The sequence below is a fragment of the Capnocytophaga sp. oral taxon 380 str. F0488 genome, assembly GCF_000318255.2.
In the GTDB taxonomy this organism is placed as follows: domain Bacteria; phylum Bacteroidota; class Bacteroidia; order Flavobacteriales; family Flavobacteriaceae; genus Capnocytophaga; species Capnocytophaga ochracea.
On the sequence record NZ_KB291181.1, the window covers coordinates 1 to 21824 of the forward strand.

The following is a 21824-nucleotide window of genomic DNA, read 5'->3' on the forward strand; positions in this document are numbered from 1 at the left end:
TGCCCGTGCGGCTCGCACCGTCTTTTGTTCGTCTCGCACCGTCTTTTCTATAAACTCTCTTTAATTTTCTAATTTTCCAATTTTTTAATTTGCTAATTAAAATACCGTACGACCTCGTACCTGCCATTTTGTCACCTTCTCCTACTTTGGTACTCTTTTCGCTATGTTCCCCCTAGTAAATAACAAATTAAGAGAAACGAGTCTTACCTCTTATCTCTTACTTCTTAACTAAATAAAAATGAAAGGAAATATAAACGTCTCTGTGGAAAACATCTTTCCACTTATTAAAAAATTCTTGTACAGCGACCACGAGATATTCTTGCGCGAACTCATCTCCAACGCTACCGATGCAACCCTTAAACTGAAACACCTCACTACTATAGGCGAGGCAAAAGTGGAATATGGGAACCCTATCATCGAAGTGAAGGTCGATAAGGACAATAAAACCCTTCATATAATCGACCAAGGTATCGGTATGACGGCTGAAGAGGTCGAAAAGTACATCAACCAAATTGCCTTTTCAGGAGCTGAGGAGTTTTTGGAGAAATATAAAGATACTGCCAAAGACGCCGGAGTGATAGGTCATTTTGGATTGGGCTTCTACTCTGCTTTTATGGTAGCCAAACAAGTGGAAATCATCACCAAATCCTATACCGATGCTCCAGCCGTGCGCTGGGTATGCGACGGTAGTCCTGAATTTACCTTAGAGGAAACCGACCTACGCACCGAACGCGGTACTGAAATTATCTTGCACATCGCCGATGACTCTACTGAGTTTTTGGAAGACTTCCGTATCGAAGAGTTATTGCGCAAGTACAACCGCTTTATGCCTATCCCAATTAAATTTGGTACAAAACAAGAGCCGTTACCTCGTCCTGAAAATGCCCCTGACGACTATAAAACGGAATATGTAACGGTAGATAATATCATCAATAACCCTAATCCTGCTTGGACGAAACAGCCAGCCGATTTGAAAGATGAGGATTATAAGGCATTCTATCACGAACTCTATCCAATGCAGTTCGATGAACCCCTATTCCATATTCATCTAAACGTAGATTATCCGTTCCATCTTACTGGTATTCTCTATTTCCCTAAGCTTACTAACGATATGCAGTTACAGAAAGACCGCATACAGTTGTATCAAAACCAAGTATTTGTTACCGATAACGTCGAAGGTATAGTGCCTGAGTTCTTAACAATGCTCAAAGGGGTGATAGATTCGCCAGATATTCCGCTAAACGTATCGCGTTCTTACCTCCAATCCGATGGTAATGTAAAGAAGATTGCCAATTACATCACTCGTAAGGTAGCTGATAAGCTGAAATCACTCTTTACTAATAATCGCGACGACTTCCAAAACAAGTGGAACGACATTAAGATAGTGCTCGAATATGGTATGCTTACCGATGATAAATTCTACGAAAAAGCAGCCGATTTTATGTTGTACCCCACTATCGATGGCAAGTATTACACTTTGGCGGAACTAAAAGAAGCAATAAAAGCTGAACAAACCGACAAAAATGGTACTTTGGTAGTGTTATATGCTCAAAATAAAGAACAGCAATACACAGCTATTGAGCAAGCCAAAGAAAAAGGCTACGAAGTGTTGTTGTTGGATAGCCCTATCGTATCACACTTAATACAGAAGTTAGAAAGTGATAATGAGAAACTTACTTTCACCCGTGTAGATGCTGCTCCTGTAGCTAAGCTGATACAAAAAGAAGAACCTATTATTGCCAAACTTTCCGACGAAGAGAAAAACACGCTGAAAGCTCAAATCGAAAAGGTAATTCCCAAAGAAGGCTATATGGTGCAGTTAGAAGACTTAGACAGCGATGATACGCCATTCGTTATTAATCAACCCGAGTTTATGCGCCGTATGAAGGAAATGAGTGCTACCGGAGGAGGTGGTATGTTTGCTATGGGAGGTTTCCCCGAAGTGTATCACGTAGTGGTAAACAGCAATTCTCCTTTAGCCGATGCTATCCTCCACTCTAAAGACGAAGTTCAAAAAGAAAGCCTTATCAAGCAAGCCTTTGATTTAGCACGACTTTCACAAGGTCTCCTCAAAGGTAAAGAACTTGCCGACTTTGTAAAGAGAAATTGGGAAATGAGCTAATTAGTAAATTTGTCAATTAGCAAATCAAACACACCATACACTTTGCCAAAGGTCTTAATAGCTTGTCGTGCTATGACCTTTGGCAAAGTTTTTTTGTAGTTCAGAGAAAAACTTTATTTTTGCAGAGAATATACGATAAACTATTATGAAGCCTTTACTTCTATATTCCTTTTTCTTATTCAGTTATTCTCTCTTTTCTCAGTCAATAAAAGGGAAAGTCACTGATATGTACCAGCTCCCTATTGAATTTGCTGAAGTAATTTTATATGAAAACAAGAACCCTTTCCTAAGTGAATTATCGGGAAATAAAGGTGATTTTACATTGTCTGTAAATAAGAAAGGAAACTTTACCCTTGTGATAAGATATTTAGGTGAAATACTATACCAAAAAACAATAGTACTTAATGAAAATACAGACTTAGGGGTGCTGATGGTTAATAATGCACATCAGTTATCAGAAGTAACCCTCATAGCAAAGAAACAACTAATTGAAAAGAAGTCGGATAGGTTGGTGTATAATGTACAAAATAGTCTACTTTCTACAGGAGTCAGTAGTGATGAATTGCTCAAAAACATTCCTCGAATTGACCCCACCAGCGACGGACTAAAAATTATCGGGAAAAGCAATGTATTAGTAATGATAGACGATAGACTGCTTAATATTTCAGGTGATGATTTAAAGAATTACTTAAAAACATTGAGGTCTGAGAATATCGACAAAATAGAGATTATTACTAACCCATCAGCAAAGTATGATGCAGCAGGAAATACAGGTCTTATTAATATCAAGCTAAAGAAAAAACTAAATACAGGTTTTGATGCCAATATCTCTTCAACTTCTATACTCAGAACCAAAGCAAGCGTAAATAACGCTTTAACACTCAATTATTCCAACGAGAAACTAATCCTCAATTACAATTTGTTTTATGGTGATGAAAATAGGAATTTTGAGAATAAAAACAAACTACTTTTCACTGATGAGCAAAGAGAGTCCGTTGAAAATACTGAGAGAATAGACAAAGGATTAAGTCATCAGCTCAATGCCGACTATCAGTTAGTAAAAGCTATTAATTTGGGTTTCTACCTCAATTACAGCAACTGGGATAACAATGCTTACGGGCATTCTGAGGTTAAATTCTATAATAATGCCCAAAGTGTATTAAAAACTCAACAATTGCCTACTAATACTTTGGGTAATAATAAAGGTCTCTCATTTTCTCCTTATTTAGATATCAAATTAGATACTTTGGGTAGCCAATTAAAGTTTTATTTCAATCATAATAGAAATACGAATAATTCCAGTTCTGTATTCAAAGCTAATAATTACAGAGGAGATGGACAAATATTAGAGAGTTCTTTTGAAAATAAGAATAATGTAGACTATACTTTCAAAATCAATGCTTTTGGTACTGACTTAGAAACAACTCTTTTGGATACAAAAATTGAAATAGGTGGTAAAGGTACTTATTTCAGTAATGATAACGGAGTAAAATTCTACAATAAAATAGCCGGATTAGATGTTTTTGATACTTCAAAATCCAATGATTTTCTATACAAAGAACACTTATGGGCAATGTATTTGAATCTCTCTCACAATCTTACTGAAAAACTCTTTTTAAGTGCTGGTATAAGATATGAGCATACCCAAACGGAAGAAGCATTAATAACCCAAAATATTACCAATGAAAAACGTTATCACAATTGGTTCCCTACCGTATCACTTTCTTATGAGCCAAATAATAATCATTCTTATGCTCTCTCTTTCAACCAACGAATTGCAAGACCAAGTTTATATGATTTGAATCCTTTTAGGAATTACAAAGACGCCAATAATTACGAAATAGGCAATCCAGATTTATTGCCTAACATCACCACCAATGTAGAGTTTGGTTATGTGTATAAAGGAAATCTATCGTTTTCTTTATATGGTTCTAAAATAGCTGATAATTGGGCTTTTGTAGTTTCTACTGAAAATAATAACAATGTAGTAGTAACACAACCAAAGAATGTATTAACTACTTATAGTCTAGGTTCTGAGTTGGCTTATAATTGGGAGATTTCTAATTGTATATCTAACTATAGTAGTGCAAATGTATCCTATCAACAATCTAAATCGGCAGAGGAAAGTTTGCCTGATAAGAATTTAAGAGGCATACACGGCACTTTGTTATCAAATTTCACCATAACCTTGAATAAGGATAAAACTAATAAACTGTTTTTGAATATGCTGTACAACACCAAAGGAGTTGAAGAAATGTATGTCTCTAAGAACACTTTCCTAATGCGGTTAGGAGCTTCTTTATCGTTCTTACAACAGAAATTGAATCTAAATATCTACTTAACCGACCCTTTTAACACAACAATAGCAAGGAATAGCGTCGATTATAGCACTTATAAATTTAAAAATAGAATCTTCAACGATAATCGCAGTGTACATTTTTCTGTAATCTATAAGTTTGGTAATAATCAATCTAAAACAAATGAAATACAAGTAGATAATTCAGAAAAAGACAGATTAATAAAAGAATAAATTTGTGTAGTTCAGAGAAAAACTTTTATATTTGCACATTAATTAATTGAAAATCGACAAATTAAATTAAGATGTTACAAGAACTAAAATCTCGTAGTGGTAATTGTTGTGAACTCTGTGGAGCTACTGAAAACCTAAGTGTATATACAGTGCCTCCCGCTAGAAACGAAAGTACAGATGATAGCCTTTTGCTGTGTGGTACTTGCCTTAGTCAAATACAAAATCCCGAAACGATGGATAGCAACCATTGGCGTTGCCTCAACGATAGTATGTGGAGCGAACACCGCCCTGTAAAGATAATGGCGTGGCGTCTCCTCAACCGACTCAAAAACGAAGGCTGGTCGCTCGACCTTCTAAATATGATGTATTTAGATGAGGAAGAATTGGCTTTTGCCCAAGCTTCCGACGACCATTTAGAAGAGAGCGAAAAGGTAATTCACAAAGATAGCAATGGGGCAGTACTCGCTAATGGTGATAACGTTGTGCTTATCAAAGACCTGAAAGTAAAAGGCACTAGTATGACAGCTAAACAAGGTACTGTTGTGCGCAAAATCACTCTCGACCCCGAAAACGCTGAATATATAGAAGGCAAAGTTGATGGACAACAAATCGTTATCCTTACTCAATATGTGAAAAAGGCATAATATTGTATGAGTTTACATCACAACTTTGTCAAAGTTAAAGACTTTGACAAAGTCTATAATATTAATAATCAATCTCTAAATTAACAAATTAACAAATGAAACAACTATTTACCATCATTACATTATTCTTCCTTAGCTTTGGTTATGCCCAAAAAGGAATGACTTTTACTCAAGTTCAAATGCCTTTGGCTACTGATAAAGATAATCCTGTTACCTCATTTGTACTGCCTGTAAAGCAAGGAACAGAGGTAAAAGAAATTTCTTTGCAGTTTAAAAGTAAAAAGCTCAATCTATCTGAACTCTCTGTTTATGTAGGTGCTAACGCTAAAAGAGAACAAGCAACACTTTTTGCTAAAATTTCAAATCTCAGTTGTAATACCAAACTACAAGGAAATTTTAAAGCTACTAATGATAGCCTTTTTGTTTGGGTTTCTGCCCGCACTACTCAAAAACCAGACCTCTTACAAAAACTCTACTTATCAAAGATAAAACTCACCACTAATGAGGTTATATTCACGCTCAACAATGTTAAAAAAGAAGGACAACGTTTTGCTATTGCTCTTCGTCAGCGTAAACAAGACGGCATAGAATGCTACCGTATACCAGGGCTTGTAACCACTAATAAAGGTACGCTGATAGCCGTTTACGACAATCGTTACAACAACTGCAAGGATTTGCAAGAAGATATCGATGTGGGAATGAGTCGCAGTACCGATGGCGGACAAACGTGGGAGCCAATGAAAAAAGTGATTGATATGGGTGAATGGGGAGGAAAACCTAACCGCCTTAATGGGGTAGGAGATCCTGCAGTTTTGGTAGACGAGCAAACCAATACTATTTGGGTGATAGGCTTGTGGCAGCACGGCTTAGACCCTCAAACAATGAGTTGGTGGGGCTCTAAAAGTGGAATGACTCCTGAGGAAACAGGACAAATAGTAGTAGTAAAAAGTGAAGACGATGGCAAAACGTGGAGTGAACCTATCAATATCACCTCTCAGATTAAAAATCCTGAATGGAGACTCTTTTTCCAAGGACCTGGAAGAGGTATCTCGATGAGTAATGGTATTTTGGTATTTGCAGGTCAGTTTAAGGATAAAGACCAAGTGCCTCATTCTACTATTATTTACAGCAAAGACCACGGCAAGACGTGGCACGTAGGAACAGGAGCCAAATCACACACTACTGAATCTCAAGTGGTGGAACTCTCCGATGGTGCACTAATGCTCAATATGCGTGACGACCGCAATCGCACCAACTATAAACTCTCTGATAATTATCACGGTCGTTCCGTAGCCGTTACTGCCGATATGGGCAAAACGTGGATAGAGCACAACACCTCTCGCACTGCCCTCACCGAGCCCAATTGTATGGCAAGTATTATCTCATATAAGGACAAAAAGGGAAAACTGTATTTATTCTTCTCTAATCCTAATGATGCAAAGAACAGAGTAAATATGACTATCAAAGTTAGTGATGATGAAGGTAATACTTGGGATAAACTACCTTCAGTATTGTTGTATGAGCAAGCAGCTATGGGCTATTCTTGTCTTACTGTAATAGACAAGAAATATATAGGTATTCTTTACGAAGGTGATGGAGATTTGTATTTTCAAAAAGTGCCTATCAAAGAGTTTATCAAGTAAAGCAAAAGAATTTATAACCTTAATAGAGACGATATAAAGAGTATCGTCTCTATTTGTTTGATTTAAAATACTCGAAAAATTTGCTTCGTATATAAAAAAAGAAGTACATTTGCACGCAACTAAATTCTCTTTTTTAAAATGAATTTCCAAGATAAAATTATTAATGAAGGATTTACCTATGATGATGTCCTTCTTATCCCTAATTATTCTGAGATATTACCTCGTGAAGTATCGATAACCTCACGTTTTACCCGTAACATCACCCTGAATGTGCCTATTATCTCAGCGGCTATGGACACTGTAACCGAAGCTGCTATGGCTATCGCTATGGCACGTGAAGGAGGCATAGGGGTACTCCATAAAAATATGACTATTGAGGAGCAAGCCAAACAAATACGCAAAGTAAAACGTGCCGAAAGCGGTATGATTATCGACCCTGTTACGCTTCCCTTAAACAGCAAGGTGAGTGATGCAAAACGCTGTATGAAAGAAAACAATATTGGCGGTATCCCCATTGTTGATACCGGCGGAATCTTAAAAGGCATTGTAACTAACCGCGATTTACGCTTTGAACACGATAATAATCGCCCGATAACCGAAGTAATGACCTCTAAAAATCTCGTGATTGCCAACGAAGGCACTTCTATGAAGGAAGCTGAGGGTATTTTACAACGCAGTAAGGTAGAAAAACTCCCCGTAGTAGATAAAAACTACAAATTAGTAGGTCTTATTACCTTCCGAGACATTGCCAATTTGCAAGAAAAATCTATTTCTAACAAAGATAGCTTAGGACGCTTGCGCGTAGCAGCAGCCTTAGGCGTTACTGCCGATGTGGTAGACCGCGCCGAAGCTCTTGTACAAGCAGGAGTTGATGCCGTAGTTATCGATACAGCTCACGGACATACAAAAGGCGTAGTGAACGCTCTTAATGCCGTAAAAAGCAAGTTTACCGACTTAGAAGTAGTGGTAGGAAACATTGCCACTGCCGAGGCTGCCCTTTATTTAGCCGAAAATGGCGCCGATGCAGTGAAAGTAGGCATAGGTCCAGGCTCTATATGTACTACCAGAGTGGTGGCAGGCGTGGGTTATCCTCAATTATCAGCGGTGATGAACGTTGCAAACGCTCTTAAAGGCAAAGGAATTCCTGTGATTGCCGACGGGGGCATTCGCTATACCGGCGATATCGTAAAAGCCATCGCCGCAGGTGCCAATAGTGTGATGCTTGGCTCTCTGCTTGCTGGCACTAAGGAATCACCGGGGGAAACTATCATTTTTGAAGGCAGAAAATACAAATCTTATCGCGGTATGGGTTCGGTAGAAGCGATGAACCAAGGTAGTAAAGACCGCTATTTCCAAGATGTTGAAGACGATATCAAAAAACTTGTGCCTGAAGGCATTGTAGGGCGCGTGGCATACAAAGGCGAACTACAAGAAAGTATGCATCAATTCATCGGAGGCTTGCGCGCAGGTATGGGATACTGTGGTGCCAAGGATATCGAAACGTTGCAAGCCGTGAGTCGCTTTGTGCGCATCACTGCAAGCGGAATTACCGAAAGCCACCCCCATAATATTACTATCACCAAAGAAGCTCCTAATTATTCACGTTAATAAACGAATATAACTTCCATAAATGAGGCTGTCTGAAAAGATTAGACAGCCTCATTTATGTAATAAATAGCAAAAAAGTGTTCATCAATAATATATTTTGTACTTTTGCCAACTGATAAAATAAACTCATTAGACTCAATGGAAAAAGGAATAGTAAATGATTACATTAACATTATAGAAGTATTCACTAAAAAAATACATCTATGGATTCAACTCTTCATCGATAAAACACCTAATATCGTTATAGCTTTATTAGTTTTTATTTTAGGTTTTTATCTTTCTAGACTTATCAAAAAAATAGCCATTCGTATCTTAGAAAAGCGTGGTGTAAAACCTTCTTCACGCATAATGCTTGGCAATATTATTTCTGTGTTGGTAGTTATTACCTTCTTTATGTTTTCGCTAAATATTTTAGACCTCGAAAATATGTTCAAAACCATTTTGGCAGGGGCAGGAGTAGCAGGTTTAGCTATCGGTTTGGCTTTACAAGGCACGCTTAGCAATACTTTTTCAGGCATTACCTTATCTTTTAGTAAGAGCATTCGCATAGGACATCAAATTGAAACTATGGGCTATACAGGTACTATTGAAGATATAAATTTGCGTACTATCAAGCTTAAAATGGCTGACGGAAACTATGTGTCGATACCCAATAAGCTTATAGTTGATAATCCTATGAAAAATTATTCTGAAAGTGATACTGCCAATGTATTAGTTACTTGTGGTGTAGGTTATGAATCGGATTTGGAGCAGGTGAAAATGCTTACTGAAACTACCATTCGGCAGATGATGAAACAAAAAGAGCTTGACACTACCATTTCTTTTTATTATACTGAGTTCGCTGATAGTTCTATCAATTTTATTGTGTATTTTACTATTCCTTCCAAGAAACTTTCTGAGTCTTTTTTGTATAAATCAGAAGCTATAATGGCTATCAAGAAGTGTTTTGATGCACATAATATAAATATACCTTTCCCTATTCGTACCATTCAGATGGATAAACAATAAAAATTGAATCCAATGTTAAAAAAAATATCACCATATAACCTCATAATGCTTTCGTTTATCGGCTTAATAGTCGTAGGTGCTTTGCTTTTGATGATGCCTTTTGCACATACGCCTCAGAAAGATATTTCTTTCCTCGAAGCGCTTTTTACAGCTACTTCGGCGGTTACCGTTACGGGTCTTTCGGTGATAGATATAGGAGCGACCTTTACTATTTACGGAAAACTTATTTTATTGGTGCTTATTCAGTTTGGTGGATTGGGAGTGCTTACTATTTCCTCTGTTTTGGTGTTGCTTATTGCTAAACGTATCGGTTTTTATACTAAAAAAATAGTAGCCGAAGGACTTAATCACAACAAAAGTTACGATATTTATGCCGTAACAAAGCGTGTGGTGTACATTACTCTGCTTTTTGAAGCTACGGGAGCGCTGTGTTTGTTTGTTTCTTTCATCCAAGATTTTCCTTTCGGAAAAGCGTTATTTTTTTCAGTGTTTCACTCGGTATCAGCTTTTTGTAATGCGGGCGTTTCTTTGTTTCCTCATAGTTTCGAAGGTTATACCTACAATGCTTTTGTGAATATTATCATCGCTTTTTTGGTTATTTTTGGTGGTTTAGGCTTTACAACCATTATTCAAGCCTATGAATACCTGCGAAAAAAGAGACGAAGACTCGATATTAACTCACAATTTTCAATTTTGATGACAATAATATTGCTCGTTACAGGTACGCTCTTATTTTTTACCTTAGAATATAAAAATTATTACACACTTTATGGGAAAACTTTCTTTGGTCAGATGCTTATTAGCTTTTTTCACTCTGTAAGTTTGCGTACAGCAGGTTTCGATACGATTCCGTTGGAGCATTTAAGCAGTGCCACCATTCTTTTTTGCGTAACGTTTATGTTTATAGGGGCATCGCCAAACTCCACAGGTTCTGGCGTGAAAACTACTACTATTGGCATTTTATTTCTCGGTATTAAAACAGCATTACTCAATAAGAACTACATCGAATTTTCTAAGAGACGCATCTCTTGGAAACTCTTTAATAAAGCCTCAGCACTCGTGTTTATTGCGATGATGTATGTGCTTACAATGATTGTAATACTCACAGCCTTAGAACCCGATTTAGAATTTACAAAAATAGCTTTCGAACTCATTTCGGCATTCAGCACTTGCGGACTTTCTACCGGAATTACCTCACAATTAGGCAATAGTTCAAAATTTATTTTGATATTTACAATGTTTTTAGGCAGGGTAGGACCGCTTACCATTGCACTCGCCTTATCGAGACCACGTGCTGAAGGAAATTACAAATACCCAAAAGAAAATATTTTAATAGGATAGATTATGAAGAATTTTTTAGTCATAGGATTAGGAGAGTTTGGCAAATCGGTAGCCAAAACACTCTATAAAAACAAAGCTACTGTGCTAGCAATAGATTCTCGTGAGAGTGTTATCAAGCAAGCTCTCAGTGAAAATATCATCGATGAAGCTGTGATTTTGGACGCTACCGATGAAATTGCTCTCAAAAACGTAGTGAAAGACGATTTCGACACTGCTTTTGTGAGCGTAGGCGATAATATTCAGGCGAGTATTCTCATTACCTTGCAATTAAAGGAATTGGGGTTGAAAAATATCATTTGCAAAGCCGTAAACCACACACAAGAAAAGGTTTTATACAAAATAGGCGCTACACAAGTAGTATTTCCAGAGGAATTAATGGGCGAAAAAGTAGCCTATTCCGTTTTGCGACCCACTATTATAGAATATTTTAAGTTTGCTGAAGATTATTTTATCTATGAAGTAAAAGTACCCAAGAGTTATATAGGAAAATCGTTGATGGAACTCAATTTGAGACATAAGTATGAGATAAATATTTTGGCAGTAAAGCATTCCGATGGCAAAATGAACGTAACCCCCGACCCGAATGTCAAACTTAACAAAGACGACCTTTTAGTTATACTCTCCAATACCAATGTAATTGATAGAGTAGTATAAAAAAGCTTTTTTATGCTAAAAAATAGCTTACAGGAGCAATATTTTTGATTATAGAAGATAATAGAACGATTTATAATTAAAAAGTATATAGATTCAAATAATAATAAATGTATCATATCTGATAGTAATGCTATGACGAGAAAAAGATAAAATGCTAAAAGGAAACACTTTCTTTTGGCGTTTTTGAGTTTATAACCTTTACTAAAATTTTATTATATTGGTTAAGCATTTGCACAATTCATTTATTTGCTGTACTTTTGTATCATCATAAAAACAAATTATGTTACGAAATAATTATCAAGAAGAAACTTTTGCCGAAGGTGATGTAACGGAACTTTTGGAAGATGAATGTCATCTCATTTTATACAATGATGATGTCAATACTTTCGACCACGTTATCGATACTTTAGTAGAGGTATGCCATCACACCTTTGAGCAAGCCGAGCAATGCGCTATTATTGTGCATTTCAAAGGGAAATGCGATGTAAAATCAGGAAGTTATGATTTTCTAAAACCGCTCTGCACTGCGCTTCTTGATGCGGGACTCTCTGCCGAAATAGAAGAAGCATAATTTTTTATTCTAAACTATTTGTTTTTAACTTTTAACTATTCACTAAAATCGTGGAATTAAAACTATCAAAACCTATTTGTTTTTTTGACCTTGAAACTACGGGTATCGATATTACCAAAGACCGCATTGTTGAAATATCTATCTTAAAAGTCTACCCCAATGGCAATAAAGAAAGCAAAACGTGGTTGGTAAACCCTACTATTCCTATCCCCAAAGCTGCCTCAGATGTGCACGGCATTACCGATGAGCGCGTTGCGGGTGAGCCTACTTTTAAAGAGCTTGCCAAGCAAATCCATAATATGATAAAAGATTCCGACCTTGCTGGCTACAATTCCGACCGCTTTGATATTCCTTTGCTTGCCGAAGAAATGTTGCGTGCCGAAGTAGATTTTGATTTGGGAAACCGCGTATCGGTAGATGTACAAACTATTTTTCACAAAATGGAACAGCGCACCCTCTCGGCAGCCTATAAATTCTATTGTGGTAAAGACCTTATTGATGCGCATACGGCTTCGGCAGATACTAATGCCACTTATGAAATCCTCAAAGCCCAGCTCGACCGTTATGACAACTTAGAGAACAACATCAAAAAGCTCAGCGAGTTTACTTATCGCAAACAAATAGCCGACTTTGCTGGGTTTATTGGTTATAATGACAAAGGCGAAGAAATCTTTACCTTTGGAAAACACAAAGGTAAACGTGTAGAAGATATTTTTGACGAAGAACCAGGATATTTTGGTTGGCTTTTCGGTGCCGACTTCCCGTTGTATACCAAAAAAATCCTTACGGCTATCAAACTCCGCAAATTATCGGCTACTATTAAATAGATTTTTGAAAATCCTCTTTTGTTCTTTGCTATGGAAACAAACATCGACTTAGAAGAAGAAAACAAAGCCATTGCGCGCGAGTATAAAGAACTCTTGCGTATCAGCTATCAAACCCTGAGTGATGAAGATAAAAAGCTCATTCGCTTGGCGTTTGACACCGCTGTTGATGCGCACAAAAACCAACGCCGAAAAAGTGGGGAACCTTACATTTTTCACCCTATTGCCGTAGCTAAAATTGTTGCTTCACAAATAGGATTAGACGCCGTAGCCATTGCGTCGGCTTTGTTACACGATGTAGTAGAAGATACTGACTATACGATTGAAGATATGGAACGGCTTTTTGGTAACACTGTAGCACATATTGTGGAAGGACTTACCAAAATTTCGAGTATGAGCCGTGAAAATGATATCTCTTTACAAGCCGAGAACTTCCGAAAGCTCCTCCTCACGATGAACGACGATGTGCGTGTGATTCTCATCAAAATTGCTGACAGACTCCACAATATGCAAACGATGGATTCGATGGCAGAATACAAACAAGCCAAAATAGCTTCGGAAACACTCTATATTTATGCACCTATTGCTCACCGCATTGGCTTGTATAACATCAAAACAGAATTAGAAGACCTCGCCCTTAAATACACTGACCCCGAGCGCTACAATAGTATCCTAAACAAAATGGAGGAATCCAAAGAAGAACAACAGGAATACATTGAGGCGTTTACCAAAATCGTAGAAACTTCTTTGACGCAACAAAAAATTGATTATTCCATCAAAGGGCGACCCAAATCAATCTATTCTATTTACAGAAAAATGGAATCGCAAGGCGTGAGTTTTGAAGAAGTTTACGATAAATTTGCGATTCGCATCATCTATAAAAGTGAACCAGCCGAAGAAAAGTTTTTGGCTTGGAAAATATACTCTATTGTTACCGACCACTTCCGTCCCAATCCCACCCGATTGCGCGATTGGATTTCCTCACCCAAATCTACAGGTTATGAAGCCTTACACATTACCGTAATGGGTCCAAAAGGCAAATGGGTAGAGGTGCAAATACGCAGCGAACGTATGCACGAAATCGCCGAAAAAGGTTATGCAGCCCATTTTAAGTATAAACACGGCGACCAAAAAGAAGAAGGCATCGAAATGTGGCTTAATAGGTTGCAAGAAATCTTTGAAAACAGCGAGGCAAATGCGGTGGACTTTGTAGAAGACTTTAAACTCAACTTGTATTCCAAAGAGATTTTCGTCTTTACCCCTAATGGCGAGATAAAATCCCTCCCGAAAGGCGCAACACCCTTAGATTTTGCTTTTTATATCCATACAGGAGTGGGCTTAAAAACGCGGGGAGCTAAAGTAAACAATAAATTAGTGCCCTTAAACTATGTGTTAAAGAGTGGTGAAACGGTGGAAATCATCACTGCCGAAAATGTAAAACCTACTAAAAACTGGCTCAACTATGCCACCACAGCGAAAGCTCGTAGTAAGATAAAAAATGCTTTAAAAGAAGAGACAAAAACCGTTGCCGCCGAAGGAAAAGAGATTTTAGTACGAAAATTAAAACAATTGAAGATTACTCTCAACGAAGAAGTGATGAATGAGATGGTGAGTTACTTCAAAACAAAGACGAGCTTAGATATTTACTATCAAGCAGGCACGGGAGAAATCAGCAACCAAATGCTGAAAGACTTTGTATCGCATCGTACGTCTTTCTTTGGCTTATTCAAAAATAAAGCAGTAAAAAAACCTACTGACGAACCCATTTATTCGCCCAACGTTCACTATGATAGCATTGTGTTTGGCAAAGAAGAAGAATCATTAGACTATACTTTTTCAAAATGTTGCAATCCTATCCCTGGTGATCCCATTTTTGGATTCGTTACTATCAACGAAGGGGTGAAAGTACACAAAAAAACTTGCCCGAATGCTATTTCGATGCAATCGAATTACGCTTATCGTATCATTCAAGCCAAATGGGTAAAATCTGATGAAAGAGATTTCAAAGTGAGTCTTAAAATTAGTGGTATTGACCGCGATGGACTCATCAGCGATATCTCAAAAGTGATTTTGGACAGCAAATTTGTAAAGCTTACCAACATTAATATTGATACCGAAGGCAATGTATTCAGCGGGAAAGTCTCTATTTCTATCAATAATAATGCTACTTTAAAGAAATTGATGCAAGATATTAAGAACATTAAAGGAGTAGATAAAGTAAACAGACTCTAATATGCGAAAATTAGCAAATAGTGAGCTCAATAGGTTGGATATTGAGCAATTTAAGAAGGCAGAAAAGACACCTTTAATAGTAATTTTGGATAATGTGAGAAGTTTGAACAATATAGGTTCTGTTTTTCGCACTTGCGATGCTTTTTTAATTGAAAAGATATACCTCTGTGGGATTACCGCCACTCCCCCAAACAAAGAGATTCACAAAACAGCTTTGGGTGCGACTGATAGTGTGGCGTGGGAATATGTAGAAAACACACTTTCGGCAGTAGAAAAGCTAAAAGAGCAAGGTGTTTATATTATTAGCATTGAGCAAGCTGAAAATTCCACAATGCTGAATGATTTTCAGCCTAACGGAAAGCAAAAATATGCTATTATCTTTGGCAACGAGGTAAAAGGAGTGGAACAAGAAGTGGTTTCAGCTTCTGATGAGGTGATAGAAATCCCACAGTATGGTACTAAACATTCTCTGAATATTTCGGTAAGTGCAGGAATTGCTATTTGGGAGTTAGCAATGAAGCTCAGGAAGCATATAATTTTATAAAAATAGAAATGATAAACAAAAAAAGCCTGATAACAATATGTTATCAGGCTTTTTTTGTAGAGCGGGAGACGAGGTTCGAACTCGCGACATTCAGCTTGGAAGGCTGACGCTCTACCAACTGAGCTACTCCCGCAATTACAATGATATAAATAATTTTTCGAGTGCAAATATACGGGCATTTGCTATTATATTCCAAATTTTTTATTGTATTTTTTGTAAATAAAAAAGTAAAGACTTATAAATCAGTGATTATTTTTCTCATTACTTTTCTTCTGATAAAGATAAAGACAAACGAATGAAGATAAAATTTTACGTAAGGTTTTTAAATGTATATTTATACTGATTTTTATCTTTATTTATAAGTAGCTAAACTTTCTAAAAGCAGCGAAACAAGTTCTTTATGACTGATTTTCATTGTGGAACTTGCAATACTGATAGGAGCTCCATACATTTTCTTTTTGCTGGTAAAGATTTCTATGGCTACCATTTTATTTCTCAATGGTTTTCTTGTTTAAATATTTTTCTTTTATATATTTGCTGACTTTGTGATAATAGAATGAAAGAATTAAAATACCTATCACAAAGGCAATAGCACCTATCACAGCTTGGATAGGATTTAAGCTTTTATGAAGATAATGGTCTAAGTTGAAATATGGAATAAAGTGATAGAGCGCAATACTATGAATGATGTAAATAGAAAGGGTGTTTTGTCCTATACGTTGTAAAAAATGGGCAGTAAGTACATTTCGTAAGATTACAAATACAGCAAATGTCCAAAGAGTGTCACCCATTCTCAAAAAAAGAAAGCCATTGCGTGCTAAACTTTCAAAGTGTCCCCACCCTGTAATGCTGTATAAGAAGTGAAATGTGTGATATTGGAAGTGAAAAATGGCTCCGATGCCAATAAGTAGTAGTGTATATACTGTATATAAGTGTTTGGCGTTTCTGTAATAGTAAAATAGCGATCCCATAAAGCCTCCTAAGGTTACAAAGCCTAACCACGGAAAAATGGTAAAGAAAGTACCGTATTTCGGAGTAAAGTAATTGGCTACTACTTGAGGTAACCAAGAGTATTCATATTGGTTATAGGTCTCGTTGAAGGTGAAAAGTAGTAAAGTAATGCCGATGAGCATTGTAGGAAGGAAATGCCTCACGTGATTTCTAGCTAATAAGTAGAGTCCTACCATTATGATGAGAGCTAACCCTATACAATGCAAAATATCTACGAAATAGATGCTTTTCCGCAAAATACACGCCACAGCTATAAGCATTAATCCGCGTTTTGCTCCTTTCTTCACACGTGGGTTCTTGAGTCCTACACCGCTGCGTTCGCCTTCTCGAATGAGCAAATAGGTAAAGATAAAGCCTGAAATGGTAAGGAATACAGGTGCGGTAATACCTGTGAAATAATGCCAAATATGATAGTAAGGGTTACTTTCGTCACAGTATGGTTCAGCAAGTAAAGCGGTAATAAAATGCCCTTGTAACATCATACAGATGGCATAAGCACGTATTACATCGATAAATATCAGTCGTTGTTTCATTATATTTTTATAGTCTATTATCTATGGTCTGTTTTTTTCTTTTGTAGTGGTGGCGGTGGTTTTTATTTCTACATATAACTAAGTATCTTAAAACGCATTTCTATTTAGGTAACAGACAAAATGTAGTGCAAAGGTATAACAAATTTCCCATATCCCAAAATAAAAACATTGGCAAAGCTCCTCGCTCTGCCAATGTTTTTATAATGTATTACTTATTGTCTTATTTGTTCAAATCTTCCAATACTTTCACAGCTTCATCTATATACACATCTTTTTCAAGACTTTCGTGCCAACGATCACGACGTAATTTCAAGTCTTCACTGTTTTTAATTTTAGCCTCATCAGAAGCTACTGAAGTGAATTTCAAGTTAGATTTGTAATCGTTAATTGCTTTGAACTTTTTAGATTGTTCTTCGTTTTTCTCAATTACTTTTTTGTAAGCCTCGTAGTTGAGAGGGAAAACATTGTCTTTCTGTTGTTGTTTTATCCATCGAGCATTTTCGTCAATCAGCTTTAAGTATTGATTTTCACTGATGCGTTTTTTGCTGTTTTCTATTGCCTTATCAAAGTTAGCATTGTTAGTCCAAGGAGTGTACTTAGCAGGCTCTATTTTATCCCAAGGCATAGCGTTGGGCATATCGCGTTCGCCTATGTCAATATATTTGTATTTATCAGGCACTACGATATCGCTTTCTACACCTTTTAGCTGGGTAGACCCTCCGTTGATACGATAGAACTTCTGAATAGTAATTTTTATAGCACCAAGGTCGCCGTAATTGTTTTGGCGCAAGAAACTATTAAGGTCTACAAAACTTTGTACAGTACCTTTACCAAAGGTTTGCTTACCACCTATGATGATAGCGCGTTTGTAGTCTTGCATAGCCGCTGCCAAAATCTCTGAGGCTGATGCCGAAAGCTCATTGGTAAGGATTACCAGCGAACCGTCCCATTGTGTCTTAGGGTCGTTGTCAGAGAGCACATCACGACTTCCGCGTGACGATTTTACCTGTACGATAGGCCCCTTAGGAATAAATAAACCTCCTATATCCACTACTGTTTTTAAGGAGCCCCCTCCATTGGTACGTAAATCTACAATAAGCCCGTCTATATTTTCTTTTTTGAGTTTTTCTATTTCAAGAGCCACATCAGTTGCAGCATTGCGTTGGTTTACATCTTCAAAATCGATATAGAATTTAGGTAAGTTGATAAGTCCATAGCGTTTACCATTAGCAGTTATCACTGCCGATTTGGCATAAGTTTCTTCAATCTCTACCACATCGCGAATGATAGACACTACTTCTATTGTGCCGTCTACGCGTTTTACGGTAAGGCGTACTTCAGTGCCCTTAGGCCCTTTAATAAGTTTTACCGCATCGTCTAAACGCATTCCTACTACATCTACGGGCTCACCGGCTCCTTGTGCTACTTTTAGGATTTGGTCGCCTACTTCAAGGAGTTTACCTTTCCATACTGGCCCTCCCAAAATCACATTGGTAATAGCAATTCCATCAGTCTTCTTTTGTAATTGTGCCCCTATACCTTCAAACTTACCCGACATATCTCGGTCGAAACCTTCTTTGATGTCTGGTGCCATATAGTTGGAGTGGGGGTCGAAAGTCTCAGTAATAGCGTTCACAAACATACTGAACCACTCTTCACGAGTGATGTCGTTGTACATACTGAACATATCAGCCAATGTCTTTTGAGTAGCTTCTATCGATTCTTTTTTGAGCACCTCATTGGTTTTAGGCTGATATTTAGCGTCCTTTTCTTTCTTGCTCGCTTCTTCCTTTTGTTTAGTGATATAAGTGGAAAGTGTAGTGAAAATAATCACTTGTTTCCAGCGGTTTTGTAACTCAGCTTTGTTCTTTACAAAAGGCAACTTCTCATAGTCGGTATTAATCGTTTCATTGGTATTCAGGTTGATAGGTTTAGCAAAGATAGCTTTGGTAATTGCTTCTGCTTCTTTCATACGTTGTTTGAGGCGTTCGTAAGAAAGATTGAAGAATGCAATTTCTCCGTTTTTCAAATCGTCGTCCAAACGGTTTTCGTACTTTTTAAACTCGTTGATATCCGATTGTAGAAAATAACGCTTCTGCCCATCAATATTATTCAAATAACTGTCAAATACTTTCTTAGAGAAAGCATCGTCCATTTTTATCGGACTAAAATGCGCATTTTCCAGTACGTGTTGTACAATGTCCAAAAGCACTCTATCCTTGTCTTTATCTGGATTGTCAAATTTCTTACTTGTAAAACTACAAGACGCAAATGAAATAAATAATAAAAATAATACTGCTGAAATATTTTTCATTCTAAAATTGTTTTTTAATAATTTAGCTAACTTTCAATTCTTAGCTCTTAGCTTTATCAAATTCTGTGCCTTTCTCTTGTTGGGCTGATAATTTTTACATTTTGGAAAACAATAGCCCCTCGTATAACCCCTGCAATAGTGTCGTGTAAGGCTTTGATGATTTGCATTTTTAGTTCGTTTTTGTGATATACCAAGCTGATTTCGCGCGCAGGGTAAGGCTCAGCAAAATAGTGAATCCGTTTCTTTTCTTCCTCTTTCAGTTCCAAAGAGTGTAAATATGGTAACAAAGTCATTCCTAAGCCCTCGTTAGCCAAGCGCACCAAGGTTTCAAAACTACCGCTTTTTAGTTGGAAGTGCTCTTTTGAGTCTATCACATCTTGGTTGCAGATATTCAGTACACTGTCCTTAAAACAATGCCCGTCTTCAAGCATCAATATATCGTTGATATCCAAATCCTCAGAATAGATAGTCTTAGAGTTTTGCAAACGGTGATTTTGTGGAATATAAGCTACAAAAGGCTCATAGTATAATGGTCTTTCTACTATCGACGGATTGTGCAGAGGGGTTGCCAAAATTCCTGCATCATAACTCCCGTCCTCTATCTTTTTCAAGATGTTTTCAGTAGTTTGCTCCTCAATTTTTAGGCATACCTTAGGGTATTTATTGATGAAATTAGCGAGAAACATAGGTAGTAGAGTAGGGGAGACGGTAGGGATAATCCCCACGCGAAACTCACCTCCTATATACCCCTTTTGTTGCGCTACTATATCGTTCATTCTCCCCGCTTCATTTACAATTACTTGGGCTTGTTTAACGATTTGTTCTCCTATTTCAGTAACCTGTAAAGGCTTTTTGCTCCTGTCAAAAATAGTAACCCCCAATTCTTCCTCCAATTTCTGCACTTGCATACTCAAGGTAGGCTGGGTAACAAAACTGTGTTCAGCAGCGGTAGTAAAGTTCTTGTACTTCGCTACAGCCAACACATATTGGTATTGAGTAATGGTCATAATTTGCGTTTATTTCAAGTGTGGCAATACTTCTTTTCCTATTTCTTCAAGCACTTCACTTGCAGGGCGAGAGCAGTATTTTAGTACGAGCATAATATGGTTAACCCCTATTTTCCCGAGTTCTAAGAACATATCCAATAAATAGTTACGTCCTAAACGGAAACCTAAGTCCATTTTCTCTGGTTCAAAATCAGGGTCATCTTTTAGGTCAATATACACAGGTTGAATATAAGGTTTAGAGGGTTCTCCTTCTTGTTTAAGAGCTTTGTGCCAGTCTTGTATTACCTTCTTTGTAAAAGCAAAATCTCTGGGGTAGTAAATCCACCCGTCCGAGTTTTTCGCAATCCATTCCAAATTCACCCCTCCTATGTGCCCTGTAGCATACATTGGTATATTTTTATGCAAGGGCTTAGGCACTACATCACCCATTTTTTCCATTAGGGTACCATACTCATTGTTGTAGGTAGGGAACTCTTTGCTCCACAAGTCGCGTAACATAGCCATATGCTCCAATACACGAGTACTCCGTGATTCATAAAGTTCATTAAAAGCAGGATATTCTACAGGTCGGTCACCAGAAGCAACTCCCATCATAAAACGCTTCGGAAATAGCACGTCAAGACTCGCCGAAGCCTTCGCTACGTGTAAAGGGTGACGCAGTGGTAGTATTACACTCGCAAAGCCAAACTTAATACTTTGGGTAAGAGTAGCAATGTGTGCCAAATATATCCACGGGTCAAACATTTGTCCTACTTCGTTAAAATCAGGAGTGTATAGAGGAATGTCGCGCACCCACACAGCATTAAAGCCTAACATTTCAGCTCGCTGAATGAGTTGTACTTGGTTTTCCATCTTAGGAATAGCCCCTTCGTATGCTTCAATAGGTAGTAGTAAACCAATAGATAATTTGTGTGCGTCTATCATAATGATGAGTTTGTTTAGAACGGCAAAAATAAGAAAAAATAATGTATAAATTCACTAATATCGAAAATCTTTTTTACTCATATATAATATCTATTGATTTTCAGTAATATATAACCTTTTTTACAATTCTCTAATCACCCTTTTTTTATCCTTTCAAAAGCAACTTTCCTACCCTTATTCTTTATTTGCCCGTGCGGTTTACCCCCTCTTTCCAAAACGAACTCTGCCAAAGTTTCAAATTTTAGTAAAGTTGAAATCTACTAATCACCCTCTTTTTATCTCTATCTTAGCTTTAACTTACCCCCACTTTTCCT

Annotated in this window: 17 protein-coding genes and 1 tRNA gene; 12 read left to right on the plus strand and 6 right to left on the minus strand. The window is 37.3% G+C overall.

Going from position 1 to position 21824, the window contains the following annotated elements; genetic code table 11:
- Nucleotides 1-238 precede the first annotated feature (238 nt).
- The 12 genes from htpG (at nucleotide 239) to HMPREF9078_RS02250 (ending at nucleotide 15721) form a co-directional block, all read left to right on the plus strand.
- A complete protein-coding gene (gene htpG, locus HMPREF9078_RS02195; protein WP_009419097.1) occupies nucleotides 239-2122 on the plus strand; it encodes a molecular chaperone HtpG in 1884 nt (627 codons plus the stop codon).
- A 145-nt stretch (nucleotides 2123-2267) separates the two neighbouring features.
- Nucleotides 2268-4652, plus strand: coding sequence for an outer membrane beta-barrel family protein (locus HMPREF9078_RS02200; protein WP_009419098.1), 2385 nt, complete (start codon nucleotides 2268-2270; stop codon nucleotides 4650-4652).
- Nucleotides 4653-4723: 71 nt separating this feature from the next.
- A complete protein-coding gene (locus HMPREF9078_RS02205; RefSeq protein ID WP_009419099.1) occupies nucleotides 4724-5296 on the plus strand; it encodes an alkylphosphonate utilization protein in 573 nt (190 codons plus the stop codon).
- A gap of 95 nt (nucleotides 5297-5391) precedes the next feature.
- The gene (locus HMPREF9078_RS02210; RefSeq protein ID WP_009419100.1) at nucleotides 5392-6939 is read left to right on the plus strand and encodes an exo-alpha-sialidase; all 1548 of its coding nucleotides are present in this window, start codon (nucleotides 5392-5394) and stop codon (nucleotides 6937-6939) included.
- Between the two features lie 138 nt (nucleotides 6940-7077).
- Complete coding sequence (gene guaB, locus HMPREF9078_RS02215; protein ID WP_009419101.1) at nucleotides 7078-8547, plus strand: IMP dehydrogenase; 1470 nt, start codon at nucleotides 7078-7080, stop codon at nucleotides 8545-8547.
- Nucleotides 8548-8685: 138 nt separating this feature from the next.
- Nucleotides 8686-9555 carry a mechanosensitive ion channel family protein gene (locus HMPREF9078_RS02220; protein WP_009419102.1) on the plus strand — a complete coding sequence of 290 codons (870 nt, stop codon included), beginning with the start codon at nucleotides 8686-8688 and terminating at the stop codon, nucleotides 9553-9555.
- A 12-nt stretch (nucleotides 9556-9567) separates the two neighbouring features.
- Nucleotides 9568-10896, plus strand: coding sequence for a TrkH family potassium uptake protein (locus HMPREF9078_RS02225; RefSeq protein ID WP_009417838.1), 1329 nt, complete (start codon nucleotides 9568-9570; stop codon nucleotides 10894-10896).
- Between the two features lie 3 nt (nucleotides 10897-10899).
- Nucleotides 10900-11550 carry a TrkA family potassium uptake protein gene (locus HMPREF9078_RS02230; protein WP_009417849.1) on the plus strand — a complete coding sequence of 217 codons (651 nt, stop codon included), beginning with the start codon at nucleotides 10900-10902 and terminating at the stop codon, nucleotides 11548-11550.
- Nucleotides 11551-11830: 280 nt separating this feature from the next.
- The gene (locus HMPREF9078_RS02235) at nucleotides 11831-12121 is read left to right on the plus strand and encodes an ATP-dependent Clp protease adaptor ClpS (protein ID WP_009419103.1); all 291 of its coding nucleotides are present in this window, start codon (nucleotides 11831-11833) and stop codon (nucleotides 12119-12121) included.
- A gap of 50 nt (nucleotides 12122-12171) precedes the next feature.
- Nucleotides 12172-12948: a 3'-5' exonuclease gene (locus HMPREF9078_RS02240; protein ID WP_009419104.1), complete on the plus strand. Its 777-nt coding sequence runs from the start codon at nucleotides 12172-12174 to the stop codon at nucleotides 12946-12948.
- Between the two features lie 30 nt (nucleotides 12949-12978).
- A complete protein-coding gene (locus HMPREF9078_RS02245; protein ID WP_009419105.1) occupies nucleotides 12979-15177 on the plus strand; it encodes a bifunctional (p)ppGpp synthetase/guanosine-3',5'-bis(diphosphate) 3'-pyrophosphohydrolase in 2199 nt (732 codons plus the stop codon).
- A gap of 1 nt (nucleotide 15178) precedes the next feature.
- The gene (locus tag HMPREF9078_RS02250) at nucleotides 15179-15721 is read left to right on the plus strand and encodes an RNA methyltransferase (protein ID WP_009419106.1); all 543 of its coding nucleotides are present in this window, start codon (nucleotides 15179-15181) and stop codon (nucleotides 15719-15721) included.
- Nucleotides 15722-15781: 60 nt separating this feature from the next.
- Here the strand turns inward: HMPREF9078_RS02250 and HMPREF9078_RS02255 are convergent.
- From HMPREF9078_RS02255 to HMPREF9078_RS02275, 6 genes are all read right to left on the minus strand, one after another.
- A tRNA-Gly gene (locus tag HMPREF9078_RS02255) sits at nucleotides 15782-15854 on the minus strand.
- Nucleotides 15855-16073: 219 nt separating this feature from the next.
- Nucleotides 16074-16208, minus strand: coding sequence for a hypothetical protein (locus HMPREF9078_RS12275; RefSeq protein ID WP_009419107.1), 135 nt, complete (start codon nucleotides 16206-16208; stop codon nucleotides 16074-16076).
- Between the two features lies 1 nt (nucleotide 16209).
- The gene (locus HMPREF9078_RS02260; protein ID WP_009419108.1) at nucleotides 16210-17265 is read right to left on the minus strand and encodes a heparan-alpha-glucosaminide N-acetyltransferase domain-containing protein; all 1056 of its coding nucleotides are present in this window, start codon (nucleotides 17263-17265) and stop codon (nucleotides 16210-16212) included.
- A gap of 220 nt (nucleotides 17266-17485) precedes the next feature.
- Nucleotides 17486-19579: a carboxy terminal-processing peptidase gene (locus HMPREF9078_RS02265; RefSeq protein WP_009410250.1), complete on the minus strand. Its 2094-nt coding sequence runs from the start codon at nucleotides 19577-19579 to the stop codon at nucleotides 17486-17488.
- Between the two features lie 56 nt (nucleotides 19580-19635).
- Complete coding sequence (locus HMPREF9078_RS02270; protein WP_002672662.1) at nucleotides 19636-20586, minus strand: hydrogen peroxide-inducible genes activator; 951 nt, start codon at nucleotides 20584-20586, stop codon at nucleotides 19636-19638.
- Nucleotides 20587-20595: 9 nt separating this feature from the next.
- Nucleotides 20596-21510 carry an LLM class oxidoreductase gene (locus HMPREF9078_RS02275; RefSeq protein WP_002672655.1) on the minus strand — a complete coding sequence of 305 codons (915 nt, stop codon included), beginning with the start codon at nucleotides 21508-21510 and terminating at the stop codon, nucleotides 20596-20598.
- Between the last annotated feature and the right edge of the window lie 314 nt (nucleotides 21511-21824).